At 65.0% G+C, this 26243-nt stretch carries 27 protein-coding genes; 10 read left to right on the top strand and 17 right to left on the bottom strand.

All coding sequences use genetic code 11. From position 1 onward, the window contains the following. Positions 1 to 3 precede the first annotated feature (3 nt). Genes MJ205_RS22590 through MJ205_RS22580 form a run of 3 tightly spaced genes read left to right on the top strand, consistent with a single transcriptional unit; the run spans position 4 to position 3322 of the window. Positions 4 to 1728 carry a long-chain-fatty-acid--CoA ligase gene (locus MJ205_RS22590; protein WP_239810466.1) on the top strand — a complete coding sequence of 575 codons (1725 nt, stop codon included), beginning with the start codon at positions 4 to 6 and terminating at the stop codon, positions 1726 to 1728. Continuing rightward, positions 1725 to 2528 (top strand): SDR family oxidoreductase, encoded by an 804-nt coding sequence (locus MJ205_RS22585; protein WP_239810465.1) that lies wholly within the window; start codon positions 1725 to 1727, stop codon positions 2526 to 2528. Before MJ205_RS22590 ends, MJ205_RS22585 begins: the two co-directional genes overlap by 4 nt. Next, positions 2525 to 3322, top strand: coding sequence for an enoyl-CoA hydratase/isomerase family protein (locus MJ205_RS22580; protein ID WP_239810464.1), 798 nt, complete (start codon positions 2525 to 2527; stop codon positions 3320 to 3322). The genes MJ205_RS22585 and MJ205_RS22580 overlap by 4 nt, the downstream gene beginning before the upstream one ends. Before the next feature lie 10 nt (positions 3323 to 3332). Here the strand turns inward: MJ205_RS22580 and MJ205_RS22575 are convergent, their stop codons facing one another. The 3 genes from MJ205_RS22575 to MJ205_RS22565 all read right to left on the bottom strand — a co-directional run bounded on the left by MJ205_RS22575 (position 3333) and on the right by MJ205_RS22565 (position 5717). Beyond that, on the bottom strand, positions 3333 to 3665 hold the full coding sequence (locus MJ205_RS22575) for a hypothetical protein (RefSeq protein WP_239810463.1): 333 nt from the start codon (positions 3663 to 3665) through the stop codon (positions 3333 to 3335). A 78-nt stretch (positions 3666 to 3743) separates the two neighbouring features. Beyond that, on the bottom strand, positions 3744 to 4859 hold the full coding sequence (locus tag MJ205_RS22570; protein ID WP_239810462.1) for a CaiB/BaiF CoA transferase family protein: 1116 nt from the start codon (positions 4857 to 4859) through the stop codon (positions 3744 to 3746). Between the two features lie 75 nt (positions 4860 to 4934). After that, positions 4935 to 5717, bottom strand: coding sequence for an IclR family transcriptional regulator (locus MJ205_RS22565; protein ID WP_116926261.1), 783 nt, complete (start codon positions 5715 to 5717; stop codon positions 4935 to 4937). A gap of 146 nt (positions 5718 to 5863) precedes the next feature. On the opposite strand from MJ205_RS22565, the gene MJ205_RS22560 reads away from it, so the two are divergent. Together MJ205_RS22560 and MJ205_RS22555 are read left to right on the top strand one after the other, a co-directional pair. Beyond that, positions 5864 to 6262 (top strand): hypothetical protein, encoded by a 399-nt coding sequence (locus MJ205_RS22560; RefSeq protein WP_239810461.1) that lies wholly within the window; start codon positions 5864 to 5866, stop codon positions 6260 to 6262. After that, the gene (locus MJ205_RS22555) at positions 6262 to 6594 is read left to right on the top strand and encodes a YnfA family protein (protein WP_239810460.1); all 333 of its coding nucleotides are present in this window, start codon (positions 6262 to 6264) and stop codon (positions 6592 to 6594) included. Before MJ205_RS22560 ends, MJ205_RS22555 begins: the two co-directional genes overlap by 1 nt. Positions 6595 to 6609: 15 nt before the next feature. Here MJ205_RS22555 and MJ205_RS22550 read toward each other — a convergent pair whose 3' ends face one another. From MJ205_RS22550 to MJ205_RS22535, 4 genes are all read right to left on the bottom strand, one after another. After that, a complete protein-coding gene (locus MJ205_RS22550; RefSeq protein WP_239810459.1) occupies positions 6610 to 7740 on the bottom strand; it encodes a 3-deoxy-7-phosphoheptulonate synthase in 1131 nt (376 codons plus the stop codon). A 54-nt stretch (positions 7741 to 7794) separates the two neighbouring features. Then, complete coding sequence (locus MJ205_RS22545; protein ID WP_239810458.1) at positions 7795 to 8112, bottom strand: DMT family transporter; 318 nt, start codon at positions 8110 to 8112, stop codon at positions 7795 to 7797. 197 nt (positions 8113 to 8309) lie between these two features. Then, on the bottom strand, positions 8310 to 8810 hold the full coding sequence (locus MJ205_RS22540) for a putative toxin-antitoxin system toxin component, PIN family (RefSeq protein WP_239810457.1): 501 nt from the start codon (positions 8808 to 8810) through the stop codon (positions 8310 to 8312). Beyond that, on the bottom strand, positions 8807 to 10084 hold the full coding sequence (locus tag MJ205_RS22535) for a THUMP domain-containing class I SAM-dependent RNA methyltransferase (protein ID WP_230778463.1): 1278 nt from the start codon (positions 10082 to 10084) through the stop codon (positions 8807 to 8809). The genes MJ205_RS22540 and MJ205_RS22535 overlap by 4 nt, the downstream gene beginning before the upstream one ends. A 201-nt stretch (positions 10085 to 10285) precedes the next feature. Between MJ205_RS22535 and MJ205_RS22530 the strand changes: the two genes are divergently transcribed. After that, positions 10286 to 11038, top strand: coding sequence for a hypothetical protein (locus tag MJ205_RS22530; RefSeq protein ID WP_239810456.1), 753 nt, complete (start codon positions 10286 to 10288; stop codon positions 11036 to 11038). A 140-nt stretch (positions 11039 to 11178) separates the two neighbouring features. Beyond that, positions 11179 to 12093, top strand: a complete 915-nt coding sequence (locus MJ205_RS22525) for an aspartyl/asparaginyl beta-hydroxylase domain-containing protein (RefSeq protein ID WP_373450829.1) — start codon at positions 11179 to 11181, stop codon at positions 12091 to 12093. 76 nt (positions 12094 to 12169) lie between these two features. Here the strand turns inward: MJ205_RS22525 and rpoN are convergent, their stop codons facing one another. From rpoN to MJ205_RS22485, 8 genes are all read right to left on the bottom strand, one after another. Continuing rightward, on the bottom strand, positions 12170 to 13789 hold the full coding sequence (rpoN, locus tag MJ205_RS22520) for an RNA polymerase factor sigma-54 (RefSeq protein ID WP_239810454.1): 1620 nt from the start codon (positions 13787 to 13789) through the stop codon (positions 12170 to 12172). A 105-nt stretch (positions 13790 to 13894) separates the two neighbouring features. Then, on the bottom strand, positions 13895 to 14671 hold the full coding sequence (gene lptB, locus MJ205_RS22515) for an LPS export ABC transporter ATP-binding protein (RefSeq protein ID WP_373450828.1): 777 nt from the start codon (positions 14669 to 14671) through the stop codon (positions 13895 to 13897). A 23-nt stretch (positions 14672 to 14694) separates the two neighbouring features. Further along, a complete protein-coding gene (lptA, locus tag MJ205_RS22510) occupies positions 14695 to 15366 on the bottom strand; it encodes a lipopolysaccharide transport periplasmic protein LptA (protein ID WP_239810452.1) in 672 nt (223 codons plus the stop codon). A 111-nt stretch (positions 15367 to 15477) separates the two neighbouring features. Beyond that, complete coding sequence (locus MJ205_RS22505; protein WP_239810451.1) at positions 15478 to 16122, bottom strand: thiol:disulfide interchange protein DsbA/DsbL; 645 nt, start codon at positions 16120 to 16122, stop codon at positions 15478 to 15480. A gap of 56 nt (positions 16123 to 16178) precedes the next feature. Further along, positions 16179 to 16883: an SPOR domain-containing protein gene (locus MJ205_RS22500; protein ID WP_239810450.1), complete on the bottom strand. Its 705-nt coding sequence runs from the start codon at positions 16881 to 16883 to the stop codon at positions 16179 to 16181. Positions 16884 to 16909: 26 nt separating this feature from the next. Beyond that, positions 16910 to 18619 (bottom strand): arginine--tRNA ligase, encoded by a 1710-nt coding sequence (gene argS / locus MJ205_RS22495; RefSeq protein ID WP_239810449.1) that lies wholly within the window; start codon positions 18617 to 18619, stop codon positions 16910 to 16912. A gap of 41 nt (positions 18620 to 18660) precedes the next feature. Next, positions 18661 to 19107 (bottom strand): DUF2214 family protein, encoded by a 447-nt coding sequence (locus tag MJ205_RS22490; RefSeq protein ID WP_239810448.1) that lies wholly within the window; start codon positions 19105 to 19107, stop codon positions 18661 to 18663. Positions 19108 to 19111: 4 nt separating this feature from the next. After that, positions 19112 to 20038 carry a LysR family transcriptional regulator gene (locus tag MJ205_RS22485; RefSeq protein WP_239810447.1) on the bottom strand — a complete coding sequence of 309 codons (927 nt, stop codon included), beginning with the start codon at positions 20036 to 20038 and terminating at the stop codon, positions 19112 to 19114. 164 nt (positions 20039 to 20202) lie between these two features. Here MJ205_RS22485 and MJ205_RS22480 point away from each other — a divergent pair, with 164 nt between their 5' ends. Both MJ205_RS22480 and MJ205_RS22475 read left to right on the top strand, forming a co-directional pair. Continuing rightward, positions 20203 to 21453, top strand: a complete 1251-nt coding sequence (locus tag MJ205_RS22480; protein WP_239810446.1) for a PAS domain-containing sensor histidine kinase — start codon at positions 20203 to 20205, stop codon at positions 21451 to 21453. A gap of 96 nt (positions 21454 to 21549) precedes the next feature. Further along, the gene (locus MJ205_RS22475; RefSeq protein ID WP_239810445.1) at positions 21550 to 22236 is read left to right on the top strand and encodes a response regulator transcription factor; all 687 of its coding nucleotides are present in this window, start codon (positions 21550 to 21552) and stop codon (positions 22234 to 22236) included. 96 nt (positions 22237 to 22332) lie between these two features. Here the strand turns inward: MJ205_RS22475 and MJ205_RS22470 are convergent, their stop codons facing one another. Together MJ205_RS22470 and MJ205_RS22465 are read right to left on the bottom strand one after the other, a co-directional pair. Next, a complete protein-coding gene (locus MJ205_RS22470; RefSeq protein ID WP_239810444.1) occupies positions 22333 to 22692 on the bottom strand; it encodes a hypothetical protein in 360 nt (119 codons plus the stop codon). A 343-nt stretch (positions 22693 to 23035) separates the two neighbouring features. Next, entirely contained in the window at positions 23036 to 23395 is a 360-nt protein-coding gene (locus MJ205_RS22465; protein WP_239810443.1) for a hypothetical protein, read from the bottom strand. 423 nt (positions 23396 to 23818) lie between these two features. Here MJ205_RS22465 and MJ205_RS22460 point away from each other — a divergent pair, with 423 nt between their 5' ends. Continuing rightward, the gene (locus tag MJ205_RS22460) at positions 23819 to 26011 is read left to right on the top strand and encodes a malate synthase G (RefSeq protein WP_239810442.1); all 2193 of its coding nucleotides are present in this window, start codon (positions 23819 to 23821) and stop codon (positions 26009 to 26011) included. Positions 26012 to 26243: the final 232 nt, after the last annotated feature.

Raw genomic sequence — 26243 nt, 5'->3', positions numbered from 1 at the left:
CCGATGTTTGACACGCCCACCTCCACCGCCTCTCCCCGCCCAGCGCTGCCTTTCTACTGGCCCAAAGGGGTCTCGCGCGATCTGCGCGTGCCCCGCATCAGCCTGGATGACAACCTGAGCGCCTCGGCCCAGCGCTACCCGGCCAAGCCCGCCATCATCTACGCGGGTGCCAGCACCAGCTATGCCCAGCTGCTGGCCCAGGTGGAGGCGCTGGCCGGCTTCCTGCAGCAGCGCCTGCAGCTGGCACCGGGCCAGCGCGTGCTGCTGCAAAGCCAGAACTGCCCGCAGTTCGTCATCGCCTGCTATGCGATCTACCGCGCCGGTGGCGTGGTGGTGCCGGTGAGCGCAATGACCACCGCCACCGAGCTGCGCTACTACGCCGACAACAGCGGCGCCCGCCTGGCCATCGCCGCCCAGGAGCTGCTGGCCAGCGTCCGGCCCTGCGTGGATGCGGGCCTGCTCGATGCGGTGCTCGTCCATGCCTACAGCGATGCGCTGCCCACCACCCCGCCGCCCGATGCGCTGCCCGAGGTGGTGACGGCGCCGCGCCAGCCGCTGCCCGCCGGGCCCTACCATGGCTTTGCCGATGCATTGGCGCTGCAGCTGGCACCCGGCCCGCGTGTGGCGCAGGCCGACATGCTGGCCACCATCCCCTATACCTCGGGCACCACCGGCCATCCCAAGGGCTGCATGCACAGCCACCACTCGGTGCTGGCATCGCTCACCGGCTCAAGGCTGTGGCGCGGCTTCAATGACGACCTGGTGTTTCTGTCGGTCGCGCCGATGTTTCACATGCTGGGCACGCAGTACGGCATGAACATGCCCATTGCCGTCGGCGGCACGGTGGTGATGATGCCGCGCTGGGATGCGCTGCTGGCCGCGCGGCTGATCGAGCGCCACCAGGTCACCGCCTGGACGGCGCCGCCCAGCATGGTGATCGACCTGTTCAGCCAGGCCACTGCCCATGGGCTGGACCTGTCGAGCCTGGCCATGCTGGCCGGTGGCGGCGCGGCCATGCCCGAGGCGGTATCGCAGATGCTGGCCGAGCGTTATGGCCTGCACTACAGCGAAGGCTATGGCCTGACCGAGACCGCCGCCTTTTTGCATGCCAACCCGCCGGGCCACGCCAAGCGCCAGTGTCTGGGCGTGCCTACCCAGGGCGTGCATTCGATGATCGTCGACCCCGAGACCCTGCAAGAGCTGCCCGCAGGCCAGGTGGGCGAGCTGGTCTCCAGCGGCGAACAGGTGATGCAGGGCTACTGGCGCAATGACGAGGCCAACCGCGCGGCCTTTTTCGAGCGCCATGGCCGGCGCTACTTTCGCACCGGCGACCTGGCCTCGGTCGACGAGGACGGCTACTACTTCATGCGCGACCGCTTGAAACGCATGATCAATGCCAACGGCTACAAGGTCTGGCCCGCCGAAGTCGAAAACATGCTGTACAGCCACCCGGCCGTGCTGGAGGCCTGCGTGATCGCCGTGCCCGATGCCAAGCGCGGCGAATCGGTCAAGGCCCTCGTGGTGCTGCGCCCTGGCGCGCAGGCGACGGAGGACGAGATCATCGGCTGGAGCCGTGAACAGATGGCCGCCTACAAGGTGCCACGCGCGGTGGACTTTCTCGCCGCGCTGCCCAAATCCGCCACCGGCAAGATCCAGTGGCGCGCATTGCAGGAGGCGGCGCAGCAAGCCGCTGCCTCCTCCCCTTCTTTGCATACGGAACACCCATGAGCTCTTTTTCCTTTCGCCACCAGCATGTGTTTGTCGCAGGCGGCAGCAGTGGCATCAACCTGGGCATTGCCAAGGCCTTCGCCCGCGCCGGCGCCCATGTCGTGGTCATGAGCCGCTCGGCCGACAAGGTGGCCCAGGCCGCCGCCGAGCTGGAGGCGCTGGGCGCCCAGGCCCTGGGCCTGAGCGCCGATGTGCGCGACCCCGCCGCCGTGCAGGCCGCGCTGGAGCAGGCGCATGCCCGCTTTGGCCCCATCGATGTGCTGGTCTCGGGCGCTGCGGGCAACTTCATTGCGCCGGCCAAGGACCTGTCGCCCAATGGCTTCAAGACGGTTGTCGACATCGACCTCAATGGCAGCTTCCATGTGCTGCGCCTGGCCTACCCGATGCTGCGCAAGCCCGGCGCCAGCGTCATCAACATCTCGGCGCCGCAAGGTGTCAACCCGACGATGTACCAGGTCCATGCCTGCGCGGCCAAGGCCGGCATCGACATGATGACCAAGGTGCTGGCGCTGGAATGGGGCGAGGACGGCATCCGCGTCAACAGCATCTCGCCCGGCCCCATCGGCGATACCGAGGGCATGCGGCGCCTGGCGCCCACGGCCGATGCGCTCGAGCGCGCCGTCTCCACCGTGCCGCTGCGGCGAATGGGCAGCACCGACGATGTCGCCCACGTGGCGCTGTTCCTGTCGTCCGAACTGGCCAGCTATGTGACCGGGGCCATCATCCCCGTCGATGGCGGCGCTGCACTGCGCGGCGGGCGCGACATGCGTGCCTCCTACGTCCCCAGGAGCGCCGCATGAACCAAAGCTACGAACGCATCATTTTTGAGCGCCAGGACGGCGTGGCCACCTTGCGCTTCAACTACCCGGCCAAGCGCAATGCCTTCGACCCGCAGATGCGCGAGGAGATGGCCGAAGTGGTGCGCCTGGTGCAGACCGACGCCAGCCTGCGTGCGCTGGTGCTGACCGGCGTTGGCGACCATTTCTGCTCGGGCGGGGACCTGGGCAATATTGCGGCATCGGGTCTGGACAATGCCGGCTGGCGCGCGCGCCTGTCCAGCCTGCACCACTGGCTCAAGGACCTGATGCTGCTGGACAAGCCGGTGATTGCGGCGGTGGACGGCGCTGCCTATGGCGCGGGCTTCAGCCTGGCACTGGCGGCAGACTTCATCATCGCCTCGGACCGGGCGCGCTTTGCGATGTCCTTCATCCGCGTTGGCGTCGTGCCCGACTGCGCAGCTTTCTACACCTTGCCGCGCGTCGTCGGCGTGCAGCGCGCGCGGGAGCTGATGCTCTCGGGCCGCGAGGTCTCTGCCCAGGAGGCCTTGCAGCTGGGCATTGCCAGCGAGTTGGCCGCCCCCGAGCAGCTGCAGGCGCGTGCCCAGGCGATTGCGCACAGCTTTGTCGGCGCATCGCCGGTGGCGCTGAGTCTGATCAAACGCTCGCTCGCGATGGCCGCCAACGACTTGCCTGCGCTGCTGGAGCAAGAGGCGAACGCCCAGGCGCTGGCGATGGGCACGGCCCAGCACCGCGAAGCCGTGCAGGCCTTTTTGAACAAGCAGCCTGCGCCCTTCCAGTGGCCGGCGCGGACCTGAAAAAACCGGTTTATTCGTTGCTGGCGCTGCCGCGTTTCTTGGGCGGCTCCATCGCGTTGCGGCGGCTCATCCCGGCCCGCCCGGCCTTGCTCCAGTCATAGTGTTCGCCATCGGGCGTGCGGCCGTCTTCAACGGCAGCCACCCCTATCTGCCCGACCATGTCGCGCAGCTCGGACGACATCACCACATGCGCATGGCGCGGATCGGCGCGCAGGCGCTGGCATTGCGCCAGTGCCTCGCTCATCTGCTGGTCGCTGTAGGCCAGGCACTGCGGCTGCCAATCGGGCGGCACGCCCTCGGCATCCTCGGCGTTGTTGCGCAGATAAAAAACCACAATGCCCATCGGCAACTCCCTGTGTCGGTGCCCGGCCAGGCGCAGCCCGGGCAGGGCCGCATTGTCGCACTCTGACGCACAGGACGCCTAGCGGCGCCAAGCCGCGCTGGCATCCCCTGCGTTCACCTGCGCGAGTACGGCCTCGGTATGGGCGCCTGCGGCGCACATCGCCGGCGTGTCATAGGCCTGGCCGTCAAAGCGCGGCGCCGGGGCTGCCTGCAACACGCCGCCCTGCGCGTGGTAGACACCACGCGCCTGCATATGCGGGTGCGCTGCGGCCTCCAGCGGGCTCAGCACAGCGCCGAAGCAGACATCACTGCCCTCGAACACCTGCTGCCAATACGCACGCGGCTCGGTGATGAACAGCGCCTGCAGGCGCGCACGGCGGCGCGGCCACAGCGCCTTGTCCCACTGCGACTGGGGCGCGGCAAAATCCGGGTCGTCCGCCAGGCCCAGCGTCTGCAGCAGCAGCGCGTAGAACTGCGGCTCGATGCTGCCGATGGTGATGTGCTCGCCATCGGCGCAGACATAGGTCTCATAGAACGGTGCGCTGTCATGGATGCTCTGGCCGCGCACATCGGCCACAATGCCGCGCTGGCGGGCGCTCAGCGCCAGGTTCAGCATATGGGCCGCGCCATCGACGATGGCCGCATCCACCACGCAGCCCCGGCCGCTGCTGCGCGCCTGGATCACGCCGGCGAGCAGCCCGGTCATCAGGTAGAGCGCGCCGCCGCCGATATCGCCCACCATCGCAAACGATGACACCGGCCGCGCATCGGCCGGGCTGCAGCCCCAGAGCGCGCCCGAGACGGCGGCGTAGTTGTTGTCATGGCCGGCGCGCGGGGCCAACGGGCCGCTCTGGCCCCAGCCGGTCATGCGGCCGTAGACGAGGGCCGGGTTCAGCGCCTGGCACTCGGCCGGGCCCAGGCCCAGGCGCTCCATCACGCCGGGGCGCATGCCTTCGATCAGCACATCGGCATCACGCACCAGCGCCAGCACCAGGGCCTTGCCCTCGGGGCTTTTCAGGTCCGCGAAAACCGAGCGCTTGCCACGGTTGAGCAGGTTGCCGGTGGGGGATGCGCCTTTTTCCTCGCGCACGATGGAGATCACATCGGCGCCCAGGTCGGCCAGGTGCATCGCGCAGAATGGGCCCGGTCCCAGGCCACCAATCTCCAGCACCTTGATGCCGTCCAATACTTTCATGCTTGTCTCCTGTGGTTGTTTTTTGCGATGCGCCGCCTGACGCGGCCAGGTCAGGCCCGGCCAGATCGGACCCGATCACGACAGGCTGGAGGTGCCGATCAGCCCTTCGAGCGAGCGCACCAGGGTCACCAGGCGCGGGCCGATGTCGGTCTCCAGCTCGCGGCTCTTGGGGTTGTAGGTCGGCACCGAGGCGCCAAACACCCAGCGCTCGCCATCGATGGGCTGCGACAGCGGCACGGCGATCGACAGAATCTCGCGGTGCAGATCGCCATGGCTCCGGCAAAAGCCGTGCAGGGCCAGGTCCTGGCGCGCATCGTCCAGGCGCTCGCGCAGCAGCGCAGCGCGCTCGGGTGCGCGGCCATCGAGCTCGTCCAGATAGGCCTGGCGCTCCGCCTCGCTTTGGCCCAGCAGGTAAGCGCGGCCAGTCGCGGTGCGCACCAACGATACGGCCACCCCGATCTCGGGCGTGAACACCTTGTTGTCCATGCCGTTGGCCAGCTCGGCCAGTACCAGGCGCCGGCCCTCACCCACCGCCAGCTGGATCTGGCCGCCCATGTAGTTGGCCAGCTCCTGCATCTGCGGGCGGGCAAACTGACGCACCGTCATGCGCGACAGCAGTGGCGAGGCCAGGTTGAGCACCCCGATGCCCAGCACGTACTTGGACAGGCGCTCCGAATAGCGCAGCAGGCCCAGCTCGCACAGGGTTTCGGTCAGGCGGAACAAGGTCGGTTTGGGCAAACCCGTCAGGTCCATCAGCTCTTTGCCACTGAGTTCTTGCTGCTTGTTGTTAAAGCACTGCAAAATACTGACGCCGCGCACCAGCGCGCTGACCAGTTTTCCATCCGCTTCAGAATTCATATTTCAGTATATAAGTTACTTATTACGAGACCAATGTCTCGATTTATGAAATTCTAATCGGGATTGGTCCGATATGGGCAGCTTGCAGCTTGGCTTGGTGCCCCCAGCCGCCCAATGGCGGCAATCTGCAACACTCCCCACCTGCCATGAGCCTGAACCAACACGGTCTGCCCACCCGCGTACCCGCGATCGCCGCCATCGGCCAAATGCTGGCGGACCGGCAACTGCCCGCCGCCGAACGCCAGCAGGCCCTGGATCTGCTGGTGCAGGACCATGCCGATCTGGACGAGGTGGAAAGCCAGGCCGCCCTCTGGGCCATCGCCCAGATGGGGCGCGAGCAAGCGGCGTGCACTGCGCTGCTGGCTTGCGCCGATACCTGGCTGCAGAACGCTGAGATGGCGCAGCCGTTTCTGGATGGCTATGCCCAGGTCTGCGGCAACCGCATCGTGCCCGCTGCAGCGCCGGCCTTTGCCCAGCTGCAGCAGCTGGCGCAGCACGATGCCGAACTGGCCGCCCGCCTGCCCACCTTTACGAAAGCGTCTTGATGTCTCTGCTGACGACCACCGCCTTGTTTGTGCTGACGGCCATTGCCGAGATCGTGGGCTGCTACCTGCCCTATCTCTGGCTCAAGGACAAGGCGCCGGCCTGGGTGCTGCTGCCGGCGGTGCTGGCGCTGGTGGCCTTTGTCTGGCTGCTGAGCCTGCACCCGACCGCATCGGGCCGGGTGTATGCCGCTTACGGCGGCGTCTATGTGACGACGGCGATTGCCTGGCTGTGGCTGGTCGATGGCATCCGCCCCAGCAGCTGGGACATCGCCGGCGTGCTGCTGTGCCTGGCCGGCATGGGTGTGATCATGCTGGGCGCGGCGCAGCGCTGAGCCGCCTGACTTGTCTTAGCCCTTGTTGGCAGCGCGGCGCGCCTGCACCGCTTGCGCCAGCTGGGCCAGCACCGGCAGGGTCTGCTCCATGCTGATGCAGGCATCGGTGAGCGAGACCCCATAGGCCAGCGGCTGGCCTTCGACGATGTCTTGCCGGCCTTCGTGGATATGGCTCTCGATCATCACACCGGTGATGCGGCGGTCGCCCGCTGCGACCTGCTGGGCCACATCGGCGGCCACATCGATCTGGCGGCGGTGCTGCTTGCTGCTGTTGGCATGCGACAGGTCGATCATCACCTGCTGATGCAGGCCGGCCTTGGCCAGCACCTCGCAGGCGGCCTGCACATCGGCCGCGCTGTAGTTGGGCTGCTTGCCGCCGCGCAGGATGATGTGGCAGTCCTGGTTGCCACGGGTCTCGAAGATGGCGCTCTGGCCCATCTTGGTCATGCCCATGAAGGCATGCTCGGACTGGGCCGCCAAAATGGCGTCGCTGGCCACCTTGACGCCACCATCGGTGCCGTTCTTGAAGCCCACCGGGCAGGACAGGCCACTGGCCAGCTGGCGGTGGCTCTGGCTTTCGGTGGTGCGCGCGCCAATGGCGCCCCAGCTCACCAGGTCACTGATAAACTGCGGCGACAGCAGATCCAGAAACTCGGTGCCCGCCGGCAGGCCCAGCGCCAGAATGTCGAGCAGCAAGCGGCGCGCCAGCTCCAGCCCCTCATTGACGGCAAAGCTGCCATCGAGGTGCGGGTCGTTGATATAGCCCTTCCAGCCCACGGTCGTGCGCGGCTTTTCAAAGTACACGCGCATGACCACCAGCAGGTCGTCCTTCAATGCTTCGGCCTGCACCTTGAGCTGGCGCGCATAGTCCATCGCCAGGTCATGGTCGTGGATGGAGCAAGGACCCACGACGACGACCAGGCGGTCGTCCTGGCCATGCAGAATCCTGGAGATGGCCGCGCGGCTCGACTCCACCAGCTGGTAGGCCTCGTCGGTGATGGGCAGCCACTCCTCCAGCAAGGCGGGCGTGATCAGCGGGCGCACCACCTTGATGCGGGTGTCATCGATGCGGGTCTTGTCAACCGTGGAAAGCCGGGACGGGGACTTGCGAGGCACGGTGCCTGCAGCAATAGAAGAATCGGTCATCCCGCTATTGTCGCAGGGCCTGCAAACACGTTCGCAGGCCTAAGGCATGCAGAATCAGGAAGAGGACAGCTTCATCAGCACCAGACCGCTGACAATCAGCAACGCCGCCACCACGCGCATTGGCGTCAGCGCCTCGCCCAGCACCGTGATGCCAACGAGGAACGCACCCACGGCGCCAATGCCGGTCCAGATGGTGTAGGCCGTGCCCAGCGGCAGGCTGCGCATCGCGACCGACAGCAGGCCAAAGCTGGCAATCATCGCAACGAGGGTGATCGCGCTGTATTTGATGTTGGTGAAGCCATGGGACTGCTTCATCGTGAACGCCCACACCACCTCCAGCACACCGGCAACCAGCAAATAGACCCAGGCCATATCGAACTCCTTGAAAAACGGAAATTTGGAATGGCCAGGCCGTCCTGGCGGTGGTGCGCGCCGCTGCTGCAGCGCCATGCAGGGCCGTCCCTGCGCAACTGTGTCCCATGATAGCGGCGCGGCCTGCGCAGGGCCAGGTGGCGGCTGGATCGCCCGCGGCGCTGTGGGTGGTTGGCGCGCCACAGTGGGCAGCGCGATCAGGCCAGCGATTCGGCCTCGGTCTCGGCGGGCTCCATCTGCAGCAGGTTGCCGACGGTGGCGCCGTAGTAGGTGGCCACCCTTTTGCGCTGCTTGAGCACGGCCTTGTCCTTGCTGACCAGCAACGCGCGGTGCTGGCTGGCCAGGTCCAGAAAGTGCTGGTCGTCCGGGTCGGTGCAGGTAAAGCGGATCTTGGGGGCGGCATCGACATACTGCACGGCCGCATCGAAGGCGGCCATCACGCCCTCGGGTGTCTTGCCGTAGTAGCTGACGCGCGGGGCGATCTGGCTGTAGTGCAGCACCCTCTCGAGCTCGGTGCGCTGGGCCTGGTCGGCAATCCAGCGCAGCGCGCCCTGCGCCACCAGCGCACGGATCGGCGGGATGTGGGGATCGTCGAAGATCAGCATGTCGAGCACCACATTGGTGTCCAGCACCACGGGCCGGGGCAGGGGCCCGGTGTAGCCTTCATTGCAGGAAGGCCACTTGAGCACGACCTTCATCGCTGGCCGCCGGGCGCAGCCTGCTCGCCCCGGGGCTTGAGCGCGCCCTTGATCATGTCAAAGCGGAACAGCCGGCACTCGATCGGGCCGTTCCACATGGGGGTGCGGCGCGATTCCTTCAAGCGCATCTTGCCGGGCAGCTTCAGGTCGGGCGTCAGCATCCAGGCGCTCCAGCCGCTGTAGTTCTTCTTCCAGTGGCTGGCCAGCTGGGTGAAGAACTCGCCGCCATCCTCGGTCTGCGCCGTCTCGCGCCCTGCGCGCTCGACATGGCCCATGCGCTCGGCCGCATTGCGGCCGGCACTGCCGGCTGCGGCAATACGCTCGCCGTACGGCGGGTTGAGCAGCATCATGCCGGGTTGCTCGCTCGGGGGCATGCGCTGCAGCGCATCGCCGCCGCGCAGCTCGATGGTCTCGGCCACACCGGCACGCTCGGCATTGCGCTGGGCAAAGTCGACCATGCGGAAGGAGATGTCCGAGCCATAGATGCCCACCGGGCTCTGGGGCAGGATCTGGCGCTCGGCCTCGTCGAGCATCGCCTCCCAGACATGGCGCTGGAAAGGCACCAGCTTCTCAAACGCAAAGCGGCGCAGGATGCCCGCCGGGATCTTGCGCGCAATCTGGGCGGCCTCGATCACCACGGTGCCACTGCCGCAGCAGGGGTCGTACAGCGGCTGCGGGTCGTCGCCATGCGGATCCCAGCCGCTGGCGGCAATCATCGCGGCAGCCAGGGTTTCCTTCAGCGGGGCATCTCCCTTGTCCTCGCGCCAGCCGCGCTTGAACAGCGCCTCGCCCGAGGTGTCGATATAAATGGTGGCGCCATCGGTGGTCAGGTGCAGGTGCACGCGCACATCGGGGTGGTGCGTCTCCACACTGGGGCGCACGCCGTGGCGGCGCTCGCGGAAGCGGTCGGCAATCGCATCCTTGACGCGCAGCGCCGCAAAGTTCAGGCTGGTCAGCGGGCTGTGCTGGGAGGTGACCTCGATCTTGAAGGTCTCTTTGGGCGAGAACCAGATCTCCCAGGCCACCTCGCTGGCAGCGCGGTAGAGATCGTTCTCGTTGCGGTACATGCTGTGCGACAGCTCCACCAGCACGCGCTGGGCCAGGCGGCTGTGCAGGTTCAGCAGCAGCGCATCGCGCCACATGCCGCGCAGCATGACGCCTCCGCGCGCCACCAACAGGTCCTGGCCGCTGGCGCCGGTGATGGCATGGACTTCGTCCGCCAAAAGGCCCTCGACGCCGGCGGCGCAGGGCAAAAACAAATGCAGTTGGTTCATAAGCAGGGGCGCAAGCATACGCGCTTGCGCCATTGTCTGCGCAAGCGCATGGGAATGTGTACTGTGCCAGCCGCCTTCGGGACCGGGCCCTCGATAGCGCTGCAGTAATGATGGGCCGGCTGCTATAGTCCGACTCCAGAGCGGGCCGCCGCCCCGTGCGCCCAGGCCCTCCCCCCCAGACCCCTGAAGAAAGATAAGCGGATGCCCTACCTCGGAGCCGGCGTACACGTCATCATTGCGCTATTTTTTGCCGTCCATGCGGTGCGCAGCGGCCAGAACAACTACTGGCTGTTTGTGCTACTGGCCTTCCCGTTCCTGGGCAGCGTGGTGTATTTTTTCGCCATCTACCTGCCCAATTCACGGCTGCAGCGCCATGCCCGCAGCCTGGCGAGCAATGCCGTCAAGGCGCTGGACCCGACCCGCGAGGTGCGCGAAGCCCAGGCCGCCTACGACTACAGCCCCACCGCGCAGAACCAGATCCGCCTGGCCCAGGCGCTGCTGGCCACCGGCCAGGCCGAGCAGGCCTTTGGCCACTTCGAGGCGAGCATGAAGGGCCCGTTTGCCAATGACCTCGATATCCGCTGGGGCGCTGCGCAAGCCGCCTACCAGGCCGGCCATCCGCAGCAGGCCTTGCAGCAGCTGCGCGTGATTGCGCAGGCCGATGTGCATTTCCGCGCCGAGGCCGTGGGCCTGCTGGTGGCCAAGGCCTATGCCCAGATGGGCGACCAGGAGATGGCCCGCAAGAGCTTTGACTTTGCGCGCCAGCACTCGGGCAGCTTCGATGTGATGGCCGAGTATGCGATCTGGGCTGCAGGCCAGGGCGACTGGCAGACCGCCAATGCGCTGCAGGCCGAGCTGAACAAGGCGATGACGCACTGGAGCGGCCAGCAGCGCCAGCTCAACCGCGAGATGCTGCAGCGCCTGAAAACCGCCTTCGCGGCACAGCCCAAGTAAGCGCGCAGGCCTGGGACGGCGGCAATAGGCCTGCTGGCAGCAGGCCATCAGACCGCCCCGCAGGCCTTGCAGCGCGCCGGTTTGCGCTTGCGCAGACACCCGCCACAGCGCAGTCGCTAAAATCGCTGTCTATGGCAAAAATCATCGTTCTGGCCCTGGTGCTGCTTTTCTTTGGCTGCGGCCTCTACATGCACCTGCGTGGCAAGGTGCGGCACAAGCTGCTGCGCCAGCTGTTTGACCACTCCACCTTCACGGCGCCGTTCAATGTGTTCATGCTGATGTTCAGCAAGGTACCGCGCACGCCGTACCTGCCCACCAGCACCTTCCCCGACCTGGCCCCGCTGCAGGCCAACTGGCGCGAGATCCGCGAAGAGGCCATCGGCCTGCACCAGGCGATGCAGATCAAGGCAGCGGCCAACAACGACGACGCGGGCTTCAACTCCTTCTTCAAGACCGGCTGGAAGCGCTTCTACCTGAAGTGGTACGGCCAGGCCCACCCCTCGGCAATGGAGCTTTGCCCCAAGACCACGGCGCTGGTGCAGTCCATCCCCGGCATCAAGGCGGCCATGTTTGCCGAGCTGCCGCCCGGCGCCAAGCTCAACCTGCACCGCGATCCCTACGCCGGATCGCTGCGCTACCACCTGGCCGTGCTGGCGCCCAATGACGACCGCTGCATGATCGAAGTCGATGGCACGCCCTACAGCTGGCGCGAGGGCGAAGGCGTGGTCTTTGACGAGACCTATATGCACTGGGCCGAGAACCGGTCCGAGGGCAACCGCATCGTGCTGTTCTGCGATGTCGAGCGCCCGATGACGAATGGCTTTGCGCAGTGGCTCAACCGCTGGCTGGGCACGCATGTGGTGGCTGCTGCCAGCTCGCCCAACAACGAAGGCGATCCACGCGGCTTCATCAGCCGCATCTTCAAGGTCTCCTTCTACATGGGCCAGTACCGCCGCCGCTTCAAGGCCTGGAACAAGACGGCCTACAAGCTGACCAAGTTCGGCCTGATGCTGGCCGTGCTGGCCTTGTTCATCTGGTGGCTGTGGCCGAAGTAAAACTGCAGCGCCCCAACGCAAAAACCGCAGTGTGCAACGCCACTGCGGTTTTTTCATGGGCCCGTGCTGCCTGCGTTCACAGCGCCTTGCGCAGGCTGGCCGGCGGAATGCGCATCGCTTCGCGGTACTTGGCCACGGTACGGCGCGCGCATTCAATGCCCTGGGCCTGCAGCAGGTCGGCAATTTTTGCGTCCGACAGCGGCTTCTTCGCGCTTTCCTCGTCCAGCAACTGCTTGATCAGCGCCTTGACCGCCGTACTGGAGGCGCTGCCGCCCGTCTCGGTGCCCAGGCCCGAGCCGAAGAAGTACTTGAGCTCGAAGGTGCCCTGCGGCGTGGCCATGTACTTGGCCGTGGTCACGCGGCTGATCGTGGATTCGTGCAGACCCAGCTCATCGGCGATCTCGCGCAGCACCATCGGGCGCATCGCCAGCTCGCCATGCACAAAGAAATTGCGCTGGCGCTCCACAATGGCCTGCGAGACACGCAAGATAGTGTCAAAGCGCTGCTGGATGTTCTTGATGAACCAGCGCGCCTCCTGCAGCCGCTGCTGCAGGGCGCCATGGCCCTCGCTGCCCTTGTGGCTGCGCAAGGCATTGGCATAGACATCCTGCACGCGCAGGCGCGGCATCACCTCGGCATTGAGCTGCACGCTGAAGCCGGGCACCGGCAGGCCGCGCTCGTTGCTGGCGCGCACGATGACATCGGGGATGATGGCATTGCGGTCCACATCGGCATAGGGCCGGCCCGGGCGGGGTTCGAGTTTGGCAATCAGCCCCAGCGCGCTGCGCACCGCCGCCTCGTTGCAGCCGGTCAGCTGCATCAGCTTGCGCACATCGCGGCGCGCCAGCAGGTCGAGGGATTCCTGGCAGACCAGCAACGCGGTCTCCAGCGCCAGCGCATCGGCCTCGGGCGTGTCCGAGCCCTCTTCATCCAGCAGCCGCTGCTGGGCCTTGATCTGCAGCTGCATGCATTCGGACAGGTTGCGCGCGCCCACACCAATGGGTTCCAGGCTCTGCAACAGGCGCAGCGCCACCGTCAGGTGGTGCAGCAGTGCTTCGTAGCGCTCGGGGTCGCTGGCATCGCCAAAGCTTTGTGCCAGCTCGGCGAGTGTTTCTTCGAGGTAGCCGTCGTCGTTCAGCGATTCGATCAGAAAATAGAGCGCCGCCCGGTCTTCCTGGCACAGGCGCAACGACAGCGCCTGGCGGTGCAGCACATCCTGCAGGCTCAGGTGCTCGCTGCGCCGGTCGGACATCGGCGTCTCGTCGTCGTCATCGCCCGCACTGGCACGGGCCGGCAGCTCGCCGCCCCACTCTTCCCAGTCCGATGCCGAATCGCCCGCAGCCGCCTCGGCATCTACGCCGGTTTCCTTGCCGGCGCCAAAGTCCAGCGGCAGATCCGATGCACCCGGCTCGAAATCGCTGGTGTTGCCGGGGTCGGTCACCGCGTCGGCAACCTTGTCGGCCGCATCGGCAGCCTCGGTGGACTCGGCAGATTCAGCAGATTCGGCGGCGTCCTTGCCCGGTTCGGATTCGGGCGCATCATCGCCCTCGCGCTCCAGAAACGGGTTTTCGTCGAGCATCTGCTCGACTTCCTGCGTCAGCTCCTGCGTGGACAGCTGCAGCAGGCGGATCGACTGCTGCAGCTGAGGCGTCAGGGTCAGGTTCTGCGATACGCGCAGTGACAGCGAAGGCATCATCGCAGAGCCCCCGCTGCGATTGCGGCAGCTGGCAACGGATCAGCCCCGCCAGCCCCAAGGTGAGGGGCGGCTTCTTGGCTTGCACGCCCGCCAGGGCGTGCAGTATCACATGCGGAAATGCTCACCCAGGTACACCCTCCGAACCTCTGCGTTCTCCACAATCTCTTGCGGCGTCCCTGCGGCCAGCACCTTGCCATCGCTGATGATGCAGGCATGGTCACAGATACCCAGGGTTTCACGCACATTGTGGTCAGTGATCAGCACGCCAATGCCACGTTCCTTGAGGAAAGCCACAATGCGCTGGATCTCGATCACGGCGATCGGGTCAATGCCGGCGAAGGGTTCGTCGAGCAGGATGAAACGGGGCTGGGTGGCCAGCGCGCGGGCGATTTCGACCCGCCGGCGCTCACCACCAGAGAGCGCGACCGATGGCGACTCGCGCAGATGCTCGACACGCAGCTCCTGCAGCAATGCGGTCAGCTGGCGCTCGACCTCGGCGCGCGACAGCGACTTGCCATGCTCGTCCTTTTGCAGCTCCAGCACGGCGCGTACGTTGTCCTGCACGCTGAGTTTGCGGAAGATCGAGGCTTCCTGCGGCAGGTACGACAGGCCCAGCTGCGAGCGCTGGTGGATCGGCATATTGGCGACCGACTGCCCATCGATGCGGATGTCGCCGCCATCGCTGCGCACCAGGCCGACGATCATGTAGAACGAGGTGGTCTTGCCAGCGCCGTTGGGGCCGAGCAAACCCACCACTTCGCCCTTGCGCACGGACAGCGATACGTCCTTGACCACCTTGCGGCTGCCGTAGGATTTCTCCAGATGCAACACCTCGAGCTGGCTGCGCTGGTCGCTGGTGGCCACCCGGGCGTTGACGGAAATGGTCGACGAATTCTCTGCCACGGTTACTTGGCTCCGTCGTTCAGTTGGGTGCTGGGGCGCAATGGCGTCTTGTCGTCGGCTGCGGGCTTGGCCGGACTGCTGGCCTTGTCGTCCGCCTTGCCGTCTGCCTTGGGGGTCAGGATCACACGGACACGGTCCTTCTTGGGCGCGCCGGGCTTGGGATCGGCCGCCTGGGCGCCCTTCTGGCCGGAAACGGTGAAGGTATCGCTCAGGTTGTTGTAGACGATCAGCGGGCCGCTGACCTGGTCGGTCAACGTGGTCTCGCGGTAGCGGCGCAGCTCACCACGCCGCTCGAAATGCACGGTGTCATCGCGGCCGTTATAGGTGATGACCTCACCTTCGCCTTCGACGAACTCGTCGGGAGCGCCCGGTGCGGAATCACGTTTTTGGCGGAAGAACGCCAGTTTGCCCGGTGCTGCGGTGACCACGCCATGCTGGAAGCCGTCGCGGTCCTGGCTCACCGTCAGCTGCGCGCCACGGATGATGATGGTGCCCTTGGTCACCACCACATTGCCCGTGAAGACGCTGGTCTGCTTGAGTTCATCATGGCGGCCATCGTCCGCCTCGATGTTCATGGGCTTGGTGCGGTCTGCACGCTCGGCATGCGACAGCAGCGGCACGGCCAGGGCCAGGGCCGCTGCCAGCAACAAAGAGGTATAAATACGGTGTCTCATAAAGGCATGAATCTTGCTCTGCCCCATTGTAGCCATGCTGGAGCGTTGGACCGTTTTCGGCACAAAAAAGCCCGCGTGCGCGGGCCTTGTCTATCGCGGTGGGAAGTCCGTTCAGCCTTGTGCAGCCAGGAACTCTACCACCTGCAGCACATTGCTCATCGAGCCTGCACGGGTGCCGTCGGTGTAGTACTTGCCGGCCACGCCCAGCGATGGCACACCTTCGACGCCATAGGACTCCTGCAGCTGGGTCGCCTTGCGCACCTGGCCTGCCACGCTGAACGAGTTGTAGGCTTCCTTGAACTTGGCGAGGTTCACGCCGTTCTTGTCCATCCAGGCGAAGATTTCCTCGTCCTTGTTCAGGCGCTGGCGCTCGACATGGATCGCGCGGAACACCTTGACATGCACCTCGGGGATCAGGCCCATCGACTCCAGCGCAAAGTAGATCTTCTGCTGGGGCACAAAGGTGTTGTTGAAGGCGACCGGCACGCGGCGGATCTGCAGGTTCTTCGGAGCCGACTTGGCCCAGGCTTCGAACTGCGGCTCGAAGGCATTGCAGTGGGGGCAGCTGTACCAGAAGAATTCGATCACTTCCACCTTGCCAGCGGGTGCATCGGGGGTCACCGGCTTGGCCAGCTTGATGTAGTCCTTGCCTTCCTTGAACTTGGCCTGCGCATTGGCGCCGGTGGCGAAAGGCAGGCTCAGCGCGGAAGCGGCCGTAGCGGAAGCCGCGAAAGTGGAAAACTCACGACGTTTCATGTTTTGTTAACTCCAGTGACAAGTTGCGGTTAGGAGTGCCCGGCACCGCCAAAAGTTCAACGCTGCACGCGGACGATCTGCGCATCGACGCCAGCGCCATCGAGCTTGCCTTTGAGGCCATCGGCATCATCGCGCTTGTTGAAGGGTCCCACGCGCACCCGGTATACCGTGCGGCCATTGACCTCACGCTCGCTCACCCTGGCTTCCCAACCCATCATTGCCAGTTTGGCGCGCTGCGCATCGCCATCGGACTGGGTGCGGAACGCACCGGCCTGCACGAAGTACTGGAAGCCATCGGTGCCATCCGCACTGCGCGCCTTGGCCAGGTCTCCCAGCGGATCGGCGCCCTGGCCAGCCTTGGGATCGAGCTTGGCCACCTGTGTCTTGTCTGCCGGCTTGTCAGCGGGCTTGCTGGCATCCGGCAGCACCACTTCGGGTTTGGCGGGTTTGGCCTCGACCGGCGGGGTGGCGTTGTCGGCCACCGTGCGCGGTGGCTCGGGTACCACCACCCCCTGCGCAGCCGGTGCCACCGCAGCCGGCGCACGCGCAGGGTTCTTGCCGTACAGCGGCGAGTTCGGGTCCCAGTTCTGGTTACGCTGCGCCTCGGCCTTGTCCTTGGCTTCGCCCTTGACGCCAGCTTTGTTGACAAACGGCACCGGCACATTGGTGACGTACACGGCGACGGCCAACGCCGCGCCCACGCCCACCAGCAGCCCCAGGATCAGGCCCAGTATGGTTCCACCACGTTGATGTCGTCGCATTGCAGTTATTACCTTTTCTCGCAAAATCACATGCGTTCCGGGGCACTGACGCCCAGCACAGCCAGGCCGTTGCGCAGCACTTGGGCTACCGCTGCCACCAAGGCCAGACGGGCCAATTTGGTGGCTTCGTCGTCGACCAGGATACGCTCTGCATCATAGTAGCTGTGGTAGGCCGAAGCCAGGTCACGCAGGTAGAACGTAACATCATGCGGCGCATTGCCATCGGCAGCATTGGTCAGCATCTCGGGATACTGGGCCAGCATCTGCATCAAGGCCTGGGCCTGGGGGCCTTGCAGCGCGCCCAGGTCGATGCCCGCCAGCGCAGGCAGGCCGGCGCCGCCCTGCTCCTGCCAGCCGCGCAGCACCGAGCAGATGCGCGCATGGGCGTACTGCACGTAGAACACCGGGTTGTCGTTGTTCTGGGCCACGGCCAGATCGACGTCGAAGGTGTATTCGGTATCGGGCTTGCGCGACAGCAGGAAGAAGCGCACCGCATCCTTGCTGGTCCACTCGATCAGGTCGCGCAAGGTCACATAGCTGCCGGCGCGCTTGCTGATCTTGACTTCCTCGCCGCCACGCACCACGCGCACCATCGTGTGCAGCACGTAGTCAGGGTAGCCCTGGGGGATGCCGACGTTGACCGCCTGCAGGCCGGCACGCACGCGGGCAATGGTGCCGTGGTGGTCCGTGCCCTGGATGTTGACGGCCTTGCCGTAGCCGCGCAGGAACTTTTGCGTGTGGTAGGCCACATCGGGCAGAAAGTAGGTGTAGGTGCCGTCGGACTTGCGCATCACACGGTCCTTGTCGTCACCGAAGTCGGTGGTGCGCAGCCACAGCGCGCCATCCTGCTCATAGGTATGGCCGCTGGCGATCAGGCGCTGGACGGTCTCGTCCACATGGCCATTCTGGTACAGGCTCGATTCGAGGTAGTACTCGTCGAACTTGAGGTTGAAGGCCTGCAGGTCCTTGTCCTGCTCGTTACGCAGGTAGGCGACCGCAAAGTTGCGGATGTTGTCGTAGTCTTCGACATCGCCATTGGCGGTGAATGTGCGGTCATCGGCCTCGATCGTCTGCTTGGCGAGGAACGCCTGGGCAATGTCGCCGATGTAGTCGCCGTTGTAGAAGTTCTTGGCCAGCGGGTTGTCGCTGTCGGTAGGCCAGCAATCGTCACCGGGCTTGAAGCCCTTGGCACGCAGCTGGGTGCTCTTGGTCAGGGTGTCGATCTGCACACCCGCGTCGTTGTAGTAGAACTCGCGGTGCACGGACCAGCCCTGGCTGGCATAGAGGTTGCAGATGGCATCACCCAGCGCGGCCTGGCGGCCGTGGCCCACGTGCAGCGGGCCGGTGGGGTTGGCCGAGACGAACTCGACGATGATCTTTTCATCGCGCTGCGGCTGCATGCCAAAGCGCTCGCCCTGGGACAGCACCTCCTGCACCACCTGCTGCTTGGCAGCGGGCTTGAGGCGCAGGTTCAAAAAGCCGGGGCCAGCGATCTCGATCGCATCCACCCATTGAGCAAACGCGGGCGTGGCTTCCAGCGCGGCCTTGAGCTGCTCGCCCAGTGCGCGGGGGTTGGCCTTGAGCGGCTTGGCCAGCTGCATCGCGGCGGTCACCGCATAGTCACCATGCGCTGCCACCTTGGGCGTTTCAAAGGCCGCGCGGCTACCTGCGCCAGGCGACAATTTCTCGAGCTCGGCAGCAAGCACTGCGAGCAAATCTTTTTTGACTTGCAACATATTTGAAACTTAGACGAAGCAGTTACCAGCGCTGGGCCGGTTTACCAGCCCCGGGCATAAAACACGGCGACGGCGGCGATCACGGGAATCAGGTGGGCTTGCCACATGACCCATTTGCGCGTGGCGCGCACCTCGGCGTCCCCAGGCAAAGCGCCATTGTCGCGCAATTGCCGTAACCAGCGGCGGAACACGGCTGTCGGCTTGAACGACAGCACCACGCCGACGACGACCAGGGTCATCTTCAGGTGGAACAGCGGCTGGCTGACATACCAGGTCACCCCCTTGGCCCCGAGAAACAGGCGCAGCAGACCGGTGGCCAGCACCGCCAGCGCGGCAAAGGCGTAGACCAGATCGAGGCGCGCCAGGCGCTGCACGACAGCCGCATTCATCCACTCACCCCGGCACAGCGCCGCCTCGCTGGAGAGAAAAACCACCATGGTCAACAAGGCCAGCAGGTGCAGACAGGCCAGAACAGCTTCCAAAGTCATCGTGTTACTCCATCTTCTTCCAAAAATCGGCACGTTCGTAGTGCTGCTTGACGAAATCGATCCACAAGCGCACCCGCAGCGGCAGGTGCTTGCGCTGCTGGAACATCACATAAATGCCATTGGGAGGTGCGGCAAAGTCCTCCAGCACCTCCACCAGGCGGCCGGCCGCGATCTCCGCCTCGACCTCCCAGGTACTGCGCCAGGCAATGCCCCAGCCTTGCTGGCACCAGTCATGCAATACTTGGCCATCCGAGCAATCGAGCGGCCCGCCGGGCTTGAGGTAGACCACCTCGCTGCCGCCCGCCGCAGCCGGCATGCGAAAAGCCCATCCCCGCGTCTGCGAGGCCTCGCTCGACAGGGTCAGGCAGTCATGCTGGTTCAGCTCGCTGGGGTGGCGGGGAATGCCACGGCGGCGCAGGTACTCAGGGGTCGCCACGCACAGGCGCCGGTTGTCCGCCACGCGCACGCTCACCAGCGACGAGTCGGGCAGATCGCCCACGCGGATCGCGCAGTCATAGCCCTCGCCGGCCAGGTCCACCAGCCGGTCGCTCAGGTTCAGCGAGATCGTGACCTCGGGATGGCGCGCATGGTAGAGCGGCAGCAGCGGCGCGACATGGCGCCGCCCAAAGCCGGCTGGCGCGGTCACGCGCAGATGCCCTGTGGCCTTGATGCCGCCGGCGCTGACGCTGGCCTCGACACTGGCCAGCTCGGCCAGCAGGCGCTGGCAGTCTTCGAGAAAGGCCGCGCCCTCGTAGGTCAAGGTGAGCTTGCGGGTGGTGCGCACGAGCAGCTTGACGCCCAGGCGCTCCTCCAGCGCATCGAGCCGGCGGCCCATGATGGCCGGGGCCACGCCTTCGGCCTTGGCAGCCGCCGTGAGGCTGCCGCGCGAGGCGATGGCGACAAATGATTCGAGCTGCTTGAGGCGATCCATACCAGAACACAGAAAATATGCAAAGCCTGCCGGCCCGCGCTTGAGCGACGCGCTGGCTGGGCCACCGCCTATTATCATCGGGGCTCCGGCCTGGCGGGCGCATGAAAGCGCACATCCCGCTGCGACATCATTGACAGCCGCTCTTTTCCTGCGCCCCCGCTCCTATGCCGCCTGCTTCAACGCCGCCTTCCAGCACCCCGTCCAGCGCCGACACCCTCTGGTATGCCCCGGCGCAGCTGCTGCGCCTGTTTGGCAGCAGCCCGGTGGCGATGGCGTACTGGGGGCGCGACCAGCGCCTGCGCCTGGCCTCGCCGCAATGGTGCGAATGGTTTGGCGTGCCCAGCACCGGCATCGCAGGCCAGTTGCTGGGCGAGGCGCTGCCCCCCGCCTTTGCACTGCAGCACCAGGAGGCCCTGCAGGCTGCCGCGCAAGGCCAGCGCCAGCAGTTCGACACGTGCAAGACCGATGCCCATGGCCAGCTCGCCTGGCGCCGCATCAGTCTTTCACCCCACCTCTGGCCTGGGTCTGCAGGCAGCAAAAGCGCCCAGGGCGTGCTGATGCTGATGCAGGACTGCAGCGCCGAATACGCCAATGCGGCGCAGGCCGATACGCTGCGCGCTCAGCTGGCCGCGCTGTCATCCACCAATCCCGAACGCAGCGAAGAGAAGGGCGAGTTGCTGAAAATGCGCACCTTGCTGGACTGGCGCACCGCGATGCTGGCCGAGCACAGCGAGATGCTGCAGCTGCTGTCGCATGAGATCCGCCAGCCGCTGAACAATGCCTCGGCCGCGATGCAGGCCACCATGTCCGCCATTGCCGACCTGCAACTGGCCCAGACCACGCCGGCCACCAAGGCCCTGCTGCGCGCCGAGCATGTGCTGCAGCAGGTCATCGGCACCCTGGACAACACCCTGGCTGCCGGCACCATCCTGGCTGTTGGCGGGCGTGCCGGCGCATCCTCCGATACCGATCTGCCCACCTTGGTCAACCTGGTGCTGCACGATATCGCCGCCGATGCCCGCCCCCGCATCCAGGTGGTCTGGGACGCCGAGGCGCGCACCGTACAGCTGCACCCGGCGCTGATGCGGCTGACCATTCGCAACCTGCTCAACAACGCGCTCAACTACGCCCCTGCAGACAGCCCGGTGCTGCTGCGCCTGGCCGATTCGGACGACCCGCTGGCGCTGATCATCGAGGTGATCGACGAAGGCCCGGGCATTCCCGATAGCCTGCGTCCCCGCCTGTTCGAAAAGGGTACGCGTGGCAGTGACCATCGCCACCGCGCCGGCGCCGGCCTGGGGTTGTTCATCGTGCGCTCGGTGGTGCAACTGCACCAGGGCACCGTCCAGGCCTTGCCGCGCCAGCCAAACGGCACCATCATGCGCATGGAGTTGCCCCAAGGGCTGGACGACTAGCCAGCACAGCGATGACCGCAACACCCTGCCCCTGCTGAAGTTGGCTCTTCGCTTCCCAGGCCTTTACACCGACAGTATTCTTTCAACCGATACACCATGCTTCCCGCCACGCTCGCCCTGGTCGACGACGACCCCGAATACAGCGAATTTCTGGCCCAGCACCTGCGCAACCAAGGCGTCCAGGTGCAGGTCTACAACGACAGCAGCGACCTGCTGGCCGACATCGAGCCCTACCGCTTCGACTTCTATGTGCTGGATTTGATGCTGCCCGGCGTCAATGGCACCGAGCTGCTGCGCATTCTGCGCAAGCGCAGCCAGGCAGGGGTACTGATCGTCTCGGGCCGGCTGGGGCCCGAAGTGTTTGGCGAAGTCATCCATGCCGGCGCCGATATGTACCTGACCAAGCCGGTGACTTTCGAGCAGGTGGAGCTGGCCGTGCGCGCCGTGCACCGCCGCATCATGACCACCGCCCAGGTGGCAACGGCCTGGAAGCTCGACAGCCACCGCAGCATCCTGATGACGCCCGATGGCCAAAGCGTCGAGCTGAGCCCCACCGACCTGATGCTGATGCAGTGCTTTCTCAAGGCCCAGGGCGCCGTCGTCGGCCGGGACCAGATCCGGGAGCTGCTGGGCTATCCGACGGCGAGCGACTCCGACAACAGTCTGCATGCCACGATCTACCGCCTGCGCCGCCGCATCGAAAAGGCCACGCCGCTGGCCGTGCCGCTGCAGTCGCAGCAGAAAGTGGGCTACCAGTTCCGCGCGCCGCTGGTGTCCGCCTGACACGCAGCAAAACCACTACCTGCTTCGGTTGCGCTGGAATACGCGCGAAAAAAAGCGGGCCCATCAGGCCCGCCCGGTGATCGCGGCAACGCGCAATCACATGCTCATGTTCGATTCCACATCCGCCACCTTGCGGCGCGCCAGCGCCAGGTTGGAGCGGGATTTGTCCAGCACGTAATAGACGAAGATGCCGGACAGCCGCTGAGAGGGGCGAATGATGTGGTACTGCTTGCCCAGGGTGATGAGGATGTCGTCGATGTTGTCGTTCAGACCCAGGGCCTTCATCGTCTTCATCTTCGCGCGCACCACTTCGGTGTTGCCGGCCGCTGCCAGCTCCATGTCCACGCCAGTGCCTACGCTGCCCAGCATCATGCCGCTGCTGTAGTCCACCACAGCAGCGCACAGGGCGCCGTCCATCGACATCAAATCGTTCAAGCTGTCGTTCAGATTTGCCATAACCACTCCAATCTATGTGATCTAGATCAACCACTGCTACCTTATAAAGGTATAGATGATTCTAATAAGTCACTTCTGATTCGAGCAATCATCTGCTGTGCACCGTTGTCACGGATGCCGTAGTCCCAGCGCAGGCCTGTGCTAATTAGATAGCAGCAGCCCTTGGACTGGCTTGCATCCATCCGCAAAACAGCGCCTGGGAACTGCAAGCAGGATTCGTAACAAACCGTGTGTTATTTGCGACGGCCTGCAGTCAACGCAGGCCCCGCGCCCGTGGAGAGGGCCGCGGAAGCCATCTGCAAGCTTATCGGCACCCGGAGCTGGCAATGGCGCCAGCCCGCCATTACATGGTGATGCCGGCTTCGACGTCGGTGACCTTGCGGCGTGCCAATGCCAGATTGGCGCGCTTGTTGTCGAGCACGTAGTACACGAAGATGCCAGCCAGGCGCGAGCAGGGGCGAATGATGTGGTACTGCTTGCCCAAGGTGATGAGGATGTCGTCAATGTTCTCATTGAGGCCCAGCGCCTTGATGGTCTTCATCTTGGCACGCACCACTTCGGTGTTGCCGGCAGCCGCCAGCTCCATGTCCACGCCCGTGCCGGCGCTCGCCAGCATCATGCCGCTGTTGTAGTCCACCACGGCTGCACACAGCGCGCCTTCCAGAGACATCAGATCATTCAAGCTGTCGGTCAAGTTCGCCATGAAACACACTCCTGAAAAAGACGAAGGCGCGTGGGAAATTACCGCCTTTCGATAAAAATGATTGTATCTGATCATTTCTGACGTGTATCAATCTTTGTGCGCATTTTCTGACGGCCTGCTACTTTTCGGCAACAACTGTGCTAATGGACGCTGTGCGCCAGGATGCCCGCCTGCGCAGACCACCCCAAGCCCCGGCCACACCATCTGCGACATAAATAAAGCGGATCATTTCATGCAATCCATCGAAGCCTTGGGCCGGGCACGGCGGTAGCAGTGTTCGATTACATCCAAAAAAGTCATATATCAAAGTGTTTTTAATGGATTGATTGCGCTATGGGGTATGGAATAAAGTGTGCTGATGCTGCCTGAGGACCTTGCGCTCCTGGGGCGACTGCAGTTGATATGTATTGAAAGGTAGACACCATGACTGAACGCACCACCGTCCACGGCCTGCAAGTGGCCCAGACTCTGTATGACTTTGTGAACACCCAGGTGCTGCCAGGCACCGGCGTGGAGCCCGCTGCGTTCTGGCAAGGTTTCGATGCCATCGTCTCCGACCTGGCGCCCAAGAACGCCGCGCTGCTGGCCGAGCGTGACCGCCTGCAGACCGAGCTGGACCACTGGCACAAGGCCCACCCCGGCCCGATCACCGACATGCCGGCCTACCGCCAGTTTCTGACCCAGATCGGCTACCTGGTCGAACAGCCCCAGGACGTGAAGGCCAGCACCGAGAACGTGGACTCCGAGCTGGCGGTGCAAGCCGGCCCCCAGCTGGTGGTGCCCATTCTCAATGCCCGCTACGCACTGAATGCGGCCAACGCCCGCTGGGGCTCGCTGTACGACGCGCTCTATGGCACCGATGTGATCAGCGAAGACGGTGGCGCAGAAAAGGGCAAGGGCTACAACCCTGTGCGCGGCGCCAAGGTCGTCGCCTATGCGCGCCAGTTCCTCGACCAGGCCGCGCCACTGGCCCGGGGCTCGCATGCCGATGCCACCGGCTACACCGTTGAAGGCGGCCAACTGGCCGTCTCTCTCAAGGACGGCAGCAAGACGGGCCTGCAGGATGCTGCCAAGTTTGTCGGCTACCAGGGCGATGCGGCAGCGCCCCAGTCGGTGCTGCTGAAGAACCATGGCCTGCATATCGACATCATCATCAACAAGGCCACCCCCATTGGCAGCAGCGACGCCGCCGGCGTCTCCGACGTAGTCGTCGAAGCGGCGCTGTCGACCATCCTCGACCTGGAGGATTCGGTCGCGGCCGTGGATGCCGAAGACAAGGTCAACGGCTATGCCAACTGGCTGGGCATTCTCAAAGGCACCTTGACCGAATCCTTCGACAAGGGCGGCAAGACGGTGACCCGTGGCCTTAACGCCGACCGCGAATACAAAGCGGCCAACGGCGACAGCCTCAAGCTCCATGGCCGCTCGCTGATGTTCCTGCGCAATGTCGGCCACCTGATGACCAACCCGGCCATCCTCTGGGGTGCAGACAAGCAAGAGATTCCTGAAGGCATCATGGACGCGGTGGTGACCACCGCCATTGCGATGCACGATCTGCAGGGCAAGGGTGCGCACGGCATCCGCAACAGCCGCACCGGCAGTGTCTACATCGTCAAGCCCAAGATGCACGGCCCCGCCGAAGCAGCCTTTGCCGATGAGCTGTTCGGCCGCGTCGAACAGATGCTGGGCCTGCCCGCCAACACGGTCAAGCTGGGCATCATGGACGAAGAGCGCCGCACCACGGTGAACCTGAAGGCCGCGATTGCTGCAGCGCCTGCGCGCGTGGCGTTCATCAACACCGGCTTCCTGGACCGCACTGGCGACGAAATGCATACCGCGATGTACGCCGGCCCGATGGTGCGCAAGGCCGACATGAAAACCTGCGCCTGGCTGCCCGCCTACGAAAAGAGCAATGTGCTGGTGGGCCTGACGATGGGCCTGCGCGGCCGCGCCCAGATCGGCAAGGGCATGTGGGCCATGCCTGATCTGATGAAGGCCATGCTGGAGCAGAAGATTGCCCAGCCCAAGGCCGGTGCCAACACCGCCTGGGTGCCCTCGCCCACCGGCGCCACCCTGCATGCAATGCACTACCACCAGGTCAATGTGGCCGAGGTGCAAAAGGAGCTGGAAAAGACCAGCGCCGACGCCGAGCGCGACAACCTGCTCAATGCCATCCTGCAGGTGCCCGTGGCCGCCAACCCGAACTGGAGCGATGCCGAGAAGCAGCAGGAAGTGGACAACAATGTGCAGGGCATCCTTGGCTATGTGGTGCGCTGGATCGACCAGGGCGTGGGCTGCTCCAAGGTGCCTGACATCCACAACGTGGGCCTGATGGAAGACCGCGCCACCTTGCGCATCTCCAGCCAGCACATCGCCAACTGGCTGCAGCACGGCATCGTGACCGAGGCGATGGTGCGCGACAGCTTCGCCCGCATGGCCCAGGTCGTCGATGGCCAGAACGCTGGCGATGCGGCTTACAAGAGCCTGGTGGCCAACCCCCAAGGCGCTGCCTTCCAGGCCGCACTGGACCTGGTGTTCAAGGGCAAGGAGCAACCCTCGGGCTACACCGAGCCGCTGCTGCACGCCTGGCGCCTGAAGGTCAAGGCCGGTGCCTGAGCGGTCACCTGGCCGGGGCAGGGCTGCGTTCCCTGCCTTCGGTCACTAATCAGGGTAAATACCAGGAGCAGCCCAGGAGGCTGCTTTTTTTATAGCGCCTAAGCTAATCCTTTTCAGAGCCTGCCCGGTTTGGGCAGGCTTTTTTACTTATTCGTAAAAACAAAGCTCAAAAGTAAAGCAAGTTGCCAATTTGCAGATCTTTGTAAAGAAACCCTGGAAGGATCGACTCGGT

Source organism: Comamonas sp. B21-038 (assembly GCF_022387135.1).
GTDB classification, from domain to species: Bacteria; Pseudomonadota; Gammaproteobacteria; order Burkholderiales; family Burkholderiaceae_C; genus Comamonas; species Comamonas sediminis.
This window is presented reverse-complemented; position numbering and strand designations above follow the sequence as displayed.

Excerpts from the sequence above, each read along its gene's own strand:
- MJ205_RS22590 (WP_239810466.1), top strand. The coding sequence starts at position 4 with ATGTTTGACACGCCCACCTCCACCGCCTCTCCCCGCCCAGCGCTGCCT.
- MJ205_RS22585 (WP_239810465.1), top strand. The coding sequence starts at position 1,725 with ATGAGCTCTTTTTCCTTTCGCCACCAGCATGTGTTTGTCGCAGGCGGC.
- MJ205_RS22580 (WP_239810464.1), top strand. The coding sequence starts at position 2,525 with ATGAACCAAAGCTACGAACGCATCATTTTTGAGCGCCAGGACGGCGTG.
- MJ205_RS22575 (WP_239810463.1), bottom strand. The coding sequence starts at position 3,665 with ATGGGCATTGTGGTTTTTTATCTGCGCAACAACGCCGAGGATGCCGAG.
- MJ205_RS22570 (WP_239810462.1), bottom strand. The coding sequence starts at position 4,859 with ATGAAAGTATTGGACGGCATCAAGGTGCTGGAGATTGGTGGCCTGGGA.
- MJ205_RS22565 (WP_116926261.1), bottom strand. The coding sequence starts at position 5,717 with ATGAATTCTGAAGCGGATGGAAAACTGGTCAGCGCGCTGGTGCGCGGC.
- MJ205_RS22560 (WP_239810461.1), top strand. The coding sequence starts at position 5,864 with ATGAGCCTGAACCAACACGGTCTGCCCACCCGCGTACCCGCGATCGCC.
- MJ205_RS22555 (WP_239810460.1), top strand. The coding sequence starts at position 6,262 with ATGTCTCTGCTGACGACCACCGCCTTGTTTGTGCTGACGGCCATTGCC.
- MJ205_RS22550 (WP_239810459.1), bottom strand. The coding sequence starts at position 7,740 with ATGACCGATTCTTCTATTGCTGCAGGCACCGTGCCTCGCAAGTCCCCG.
- MJ205_RS22545 (WP_239810458.1), bottom strand. The coding sequence starts at position 8,112 with ATGGCCTGGGTCTATTTGCTGGTTGCCGGTGTGCTGGAGGTGGTGTGG.
- MJ205_RS22540 (WP_239810457.1), bottom strand. The coding sequence starts at position 8,810 with ATGAAGGTCGTGCTCAAGTGGCCTTCCTGCAATGAAGGCTACACCGGG.
- MJ205_RS22535 (WP_230778463.1), bottom strand. The coding sequence starts at position 10,084 with ATGAACCAACTGCATTTGTTTTTGCCCTGCGCCGCCGGCGTCGAGGGC.
- MJ205_RS22530 (WP_239810456.1), top strand. The coding sequence starts at position 10,286 with ATGCCCTACCTCGGAGCCGGCGTACACGTCATCATTGCGCTATTTTTT.
- rpoN (WP_239810454.1), bottom strand. The coding sequence starts at position 13,789 with ATGATGCCTTCGCTGTCACTGCGCGTATCGCAGAACCTGACCCTGACG.
- lptA (WP_239810452.1), bottom strand. The coding sequence starts at position 15,366 with ATGAGACACCGTATTTATACCTCTTTGTTGCTGGCAGCGGCCCTGGCC.
- MJ205_RS22505 (WP_239810451.1), bottom strand. The coding sequence starts at position 16,122 with ATGAAACGTCGTGAGTTTTCCACTTTCGCGGCTTCCGCTACGGCCGCT.
- MJ205_RS22500 (WP_239810450.1), bottom strand. The coding sequence starts at position 16,883 with ATGCGACGACATCAACGTGGTGGAACCATACTGGGCCTGATCCTGGGG.
- argS (WP_239810449.1), bottom strand. The coding sequence starts at position 18,619 with ATGTTGCAAGTCAAAAAAGATTTGCTCGCAGTGCTTGCTGCCGAGCTC.
- MJ205_RS22490 (WP_239810448.1), bottom strand. The coding sequence starts at position 19,107 with ATGACTTTGGAAGCTGTTCTGGCCTGTCTGCACCTGCTGGCCTTGTTG.
- MJ205_RS22485 (WP_239810447.1), bottom strand. The coding sequence starts at position 20,038 with ATGGATCGCCTCAAGCAGCTCGAATCATTTGTCGCCATCGCCTCGCGC.
- MJ205_RS22480 (WP_239810446.1), top strand. The coding sequence starts at position 20,203 with ATGCCGCCTGCTTCAACGCCGCCTTCCAGCACCCCGTCCAGCGCCGAC.
- MJ205_RS22475 (WP_239810445.1), top strand. The coding sequence starts at position 21,550 with ATGCTTCCCGCCACGCTCGCCCTGGTCGACGACGACCCCGAATACAGC.
- MJ205_RS22470 (WP_239810444.1), bottom strand. The coding sequence starts at position 22,692 with ATGGCAAATCTGAACGACAGCTTGAACGATTTGATGTCGATGGACGGC.
- MJ205_RS22465 (WP_239810443.1), bottom strand. The coding sequence starts at position 23,395 with ATGGCGAACTTGACCGACAGCTTGAATGATCTGATGTCTCTGGAAGGC.
- MJ205_RS22460 (WP_239810442.1), top strand. The coding sequence starts at position 23,819 with ATGACTGAACGCACCACCGTCCACGGCCTGCAAGTGGCCCAGACTCTG.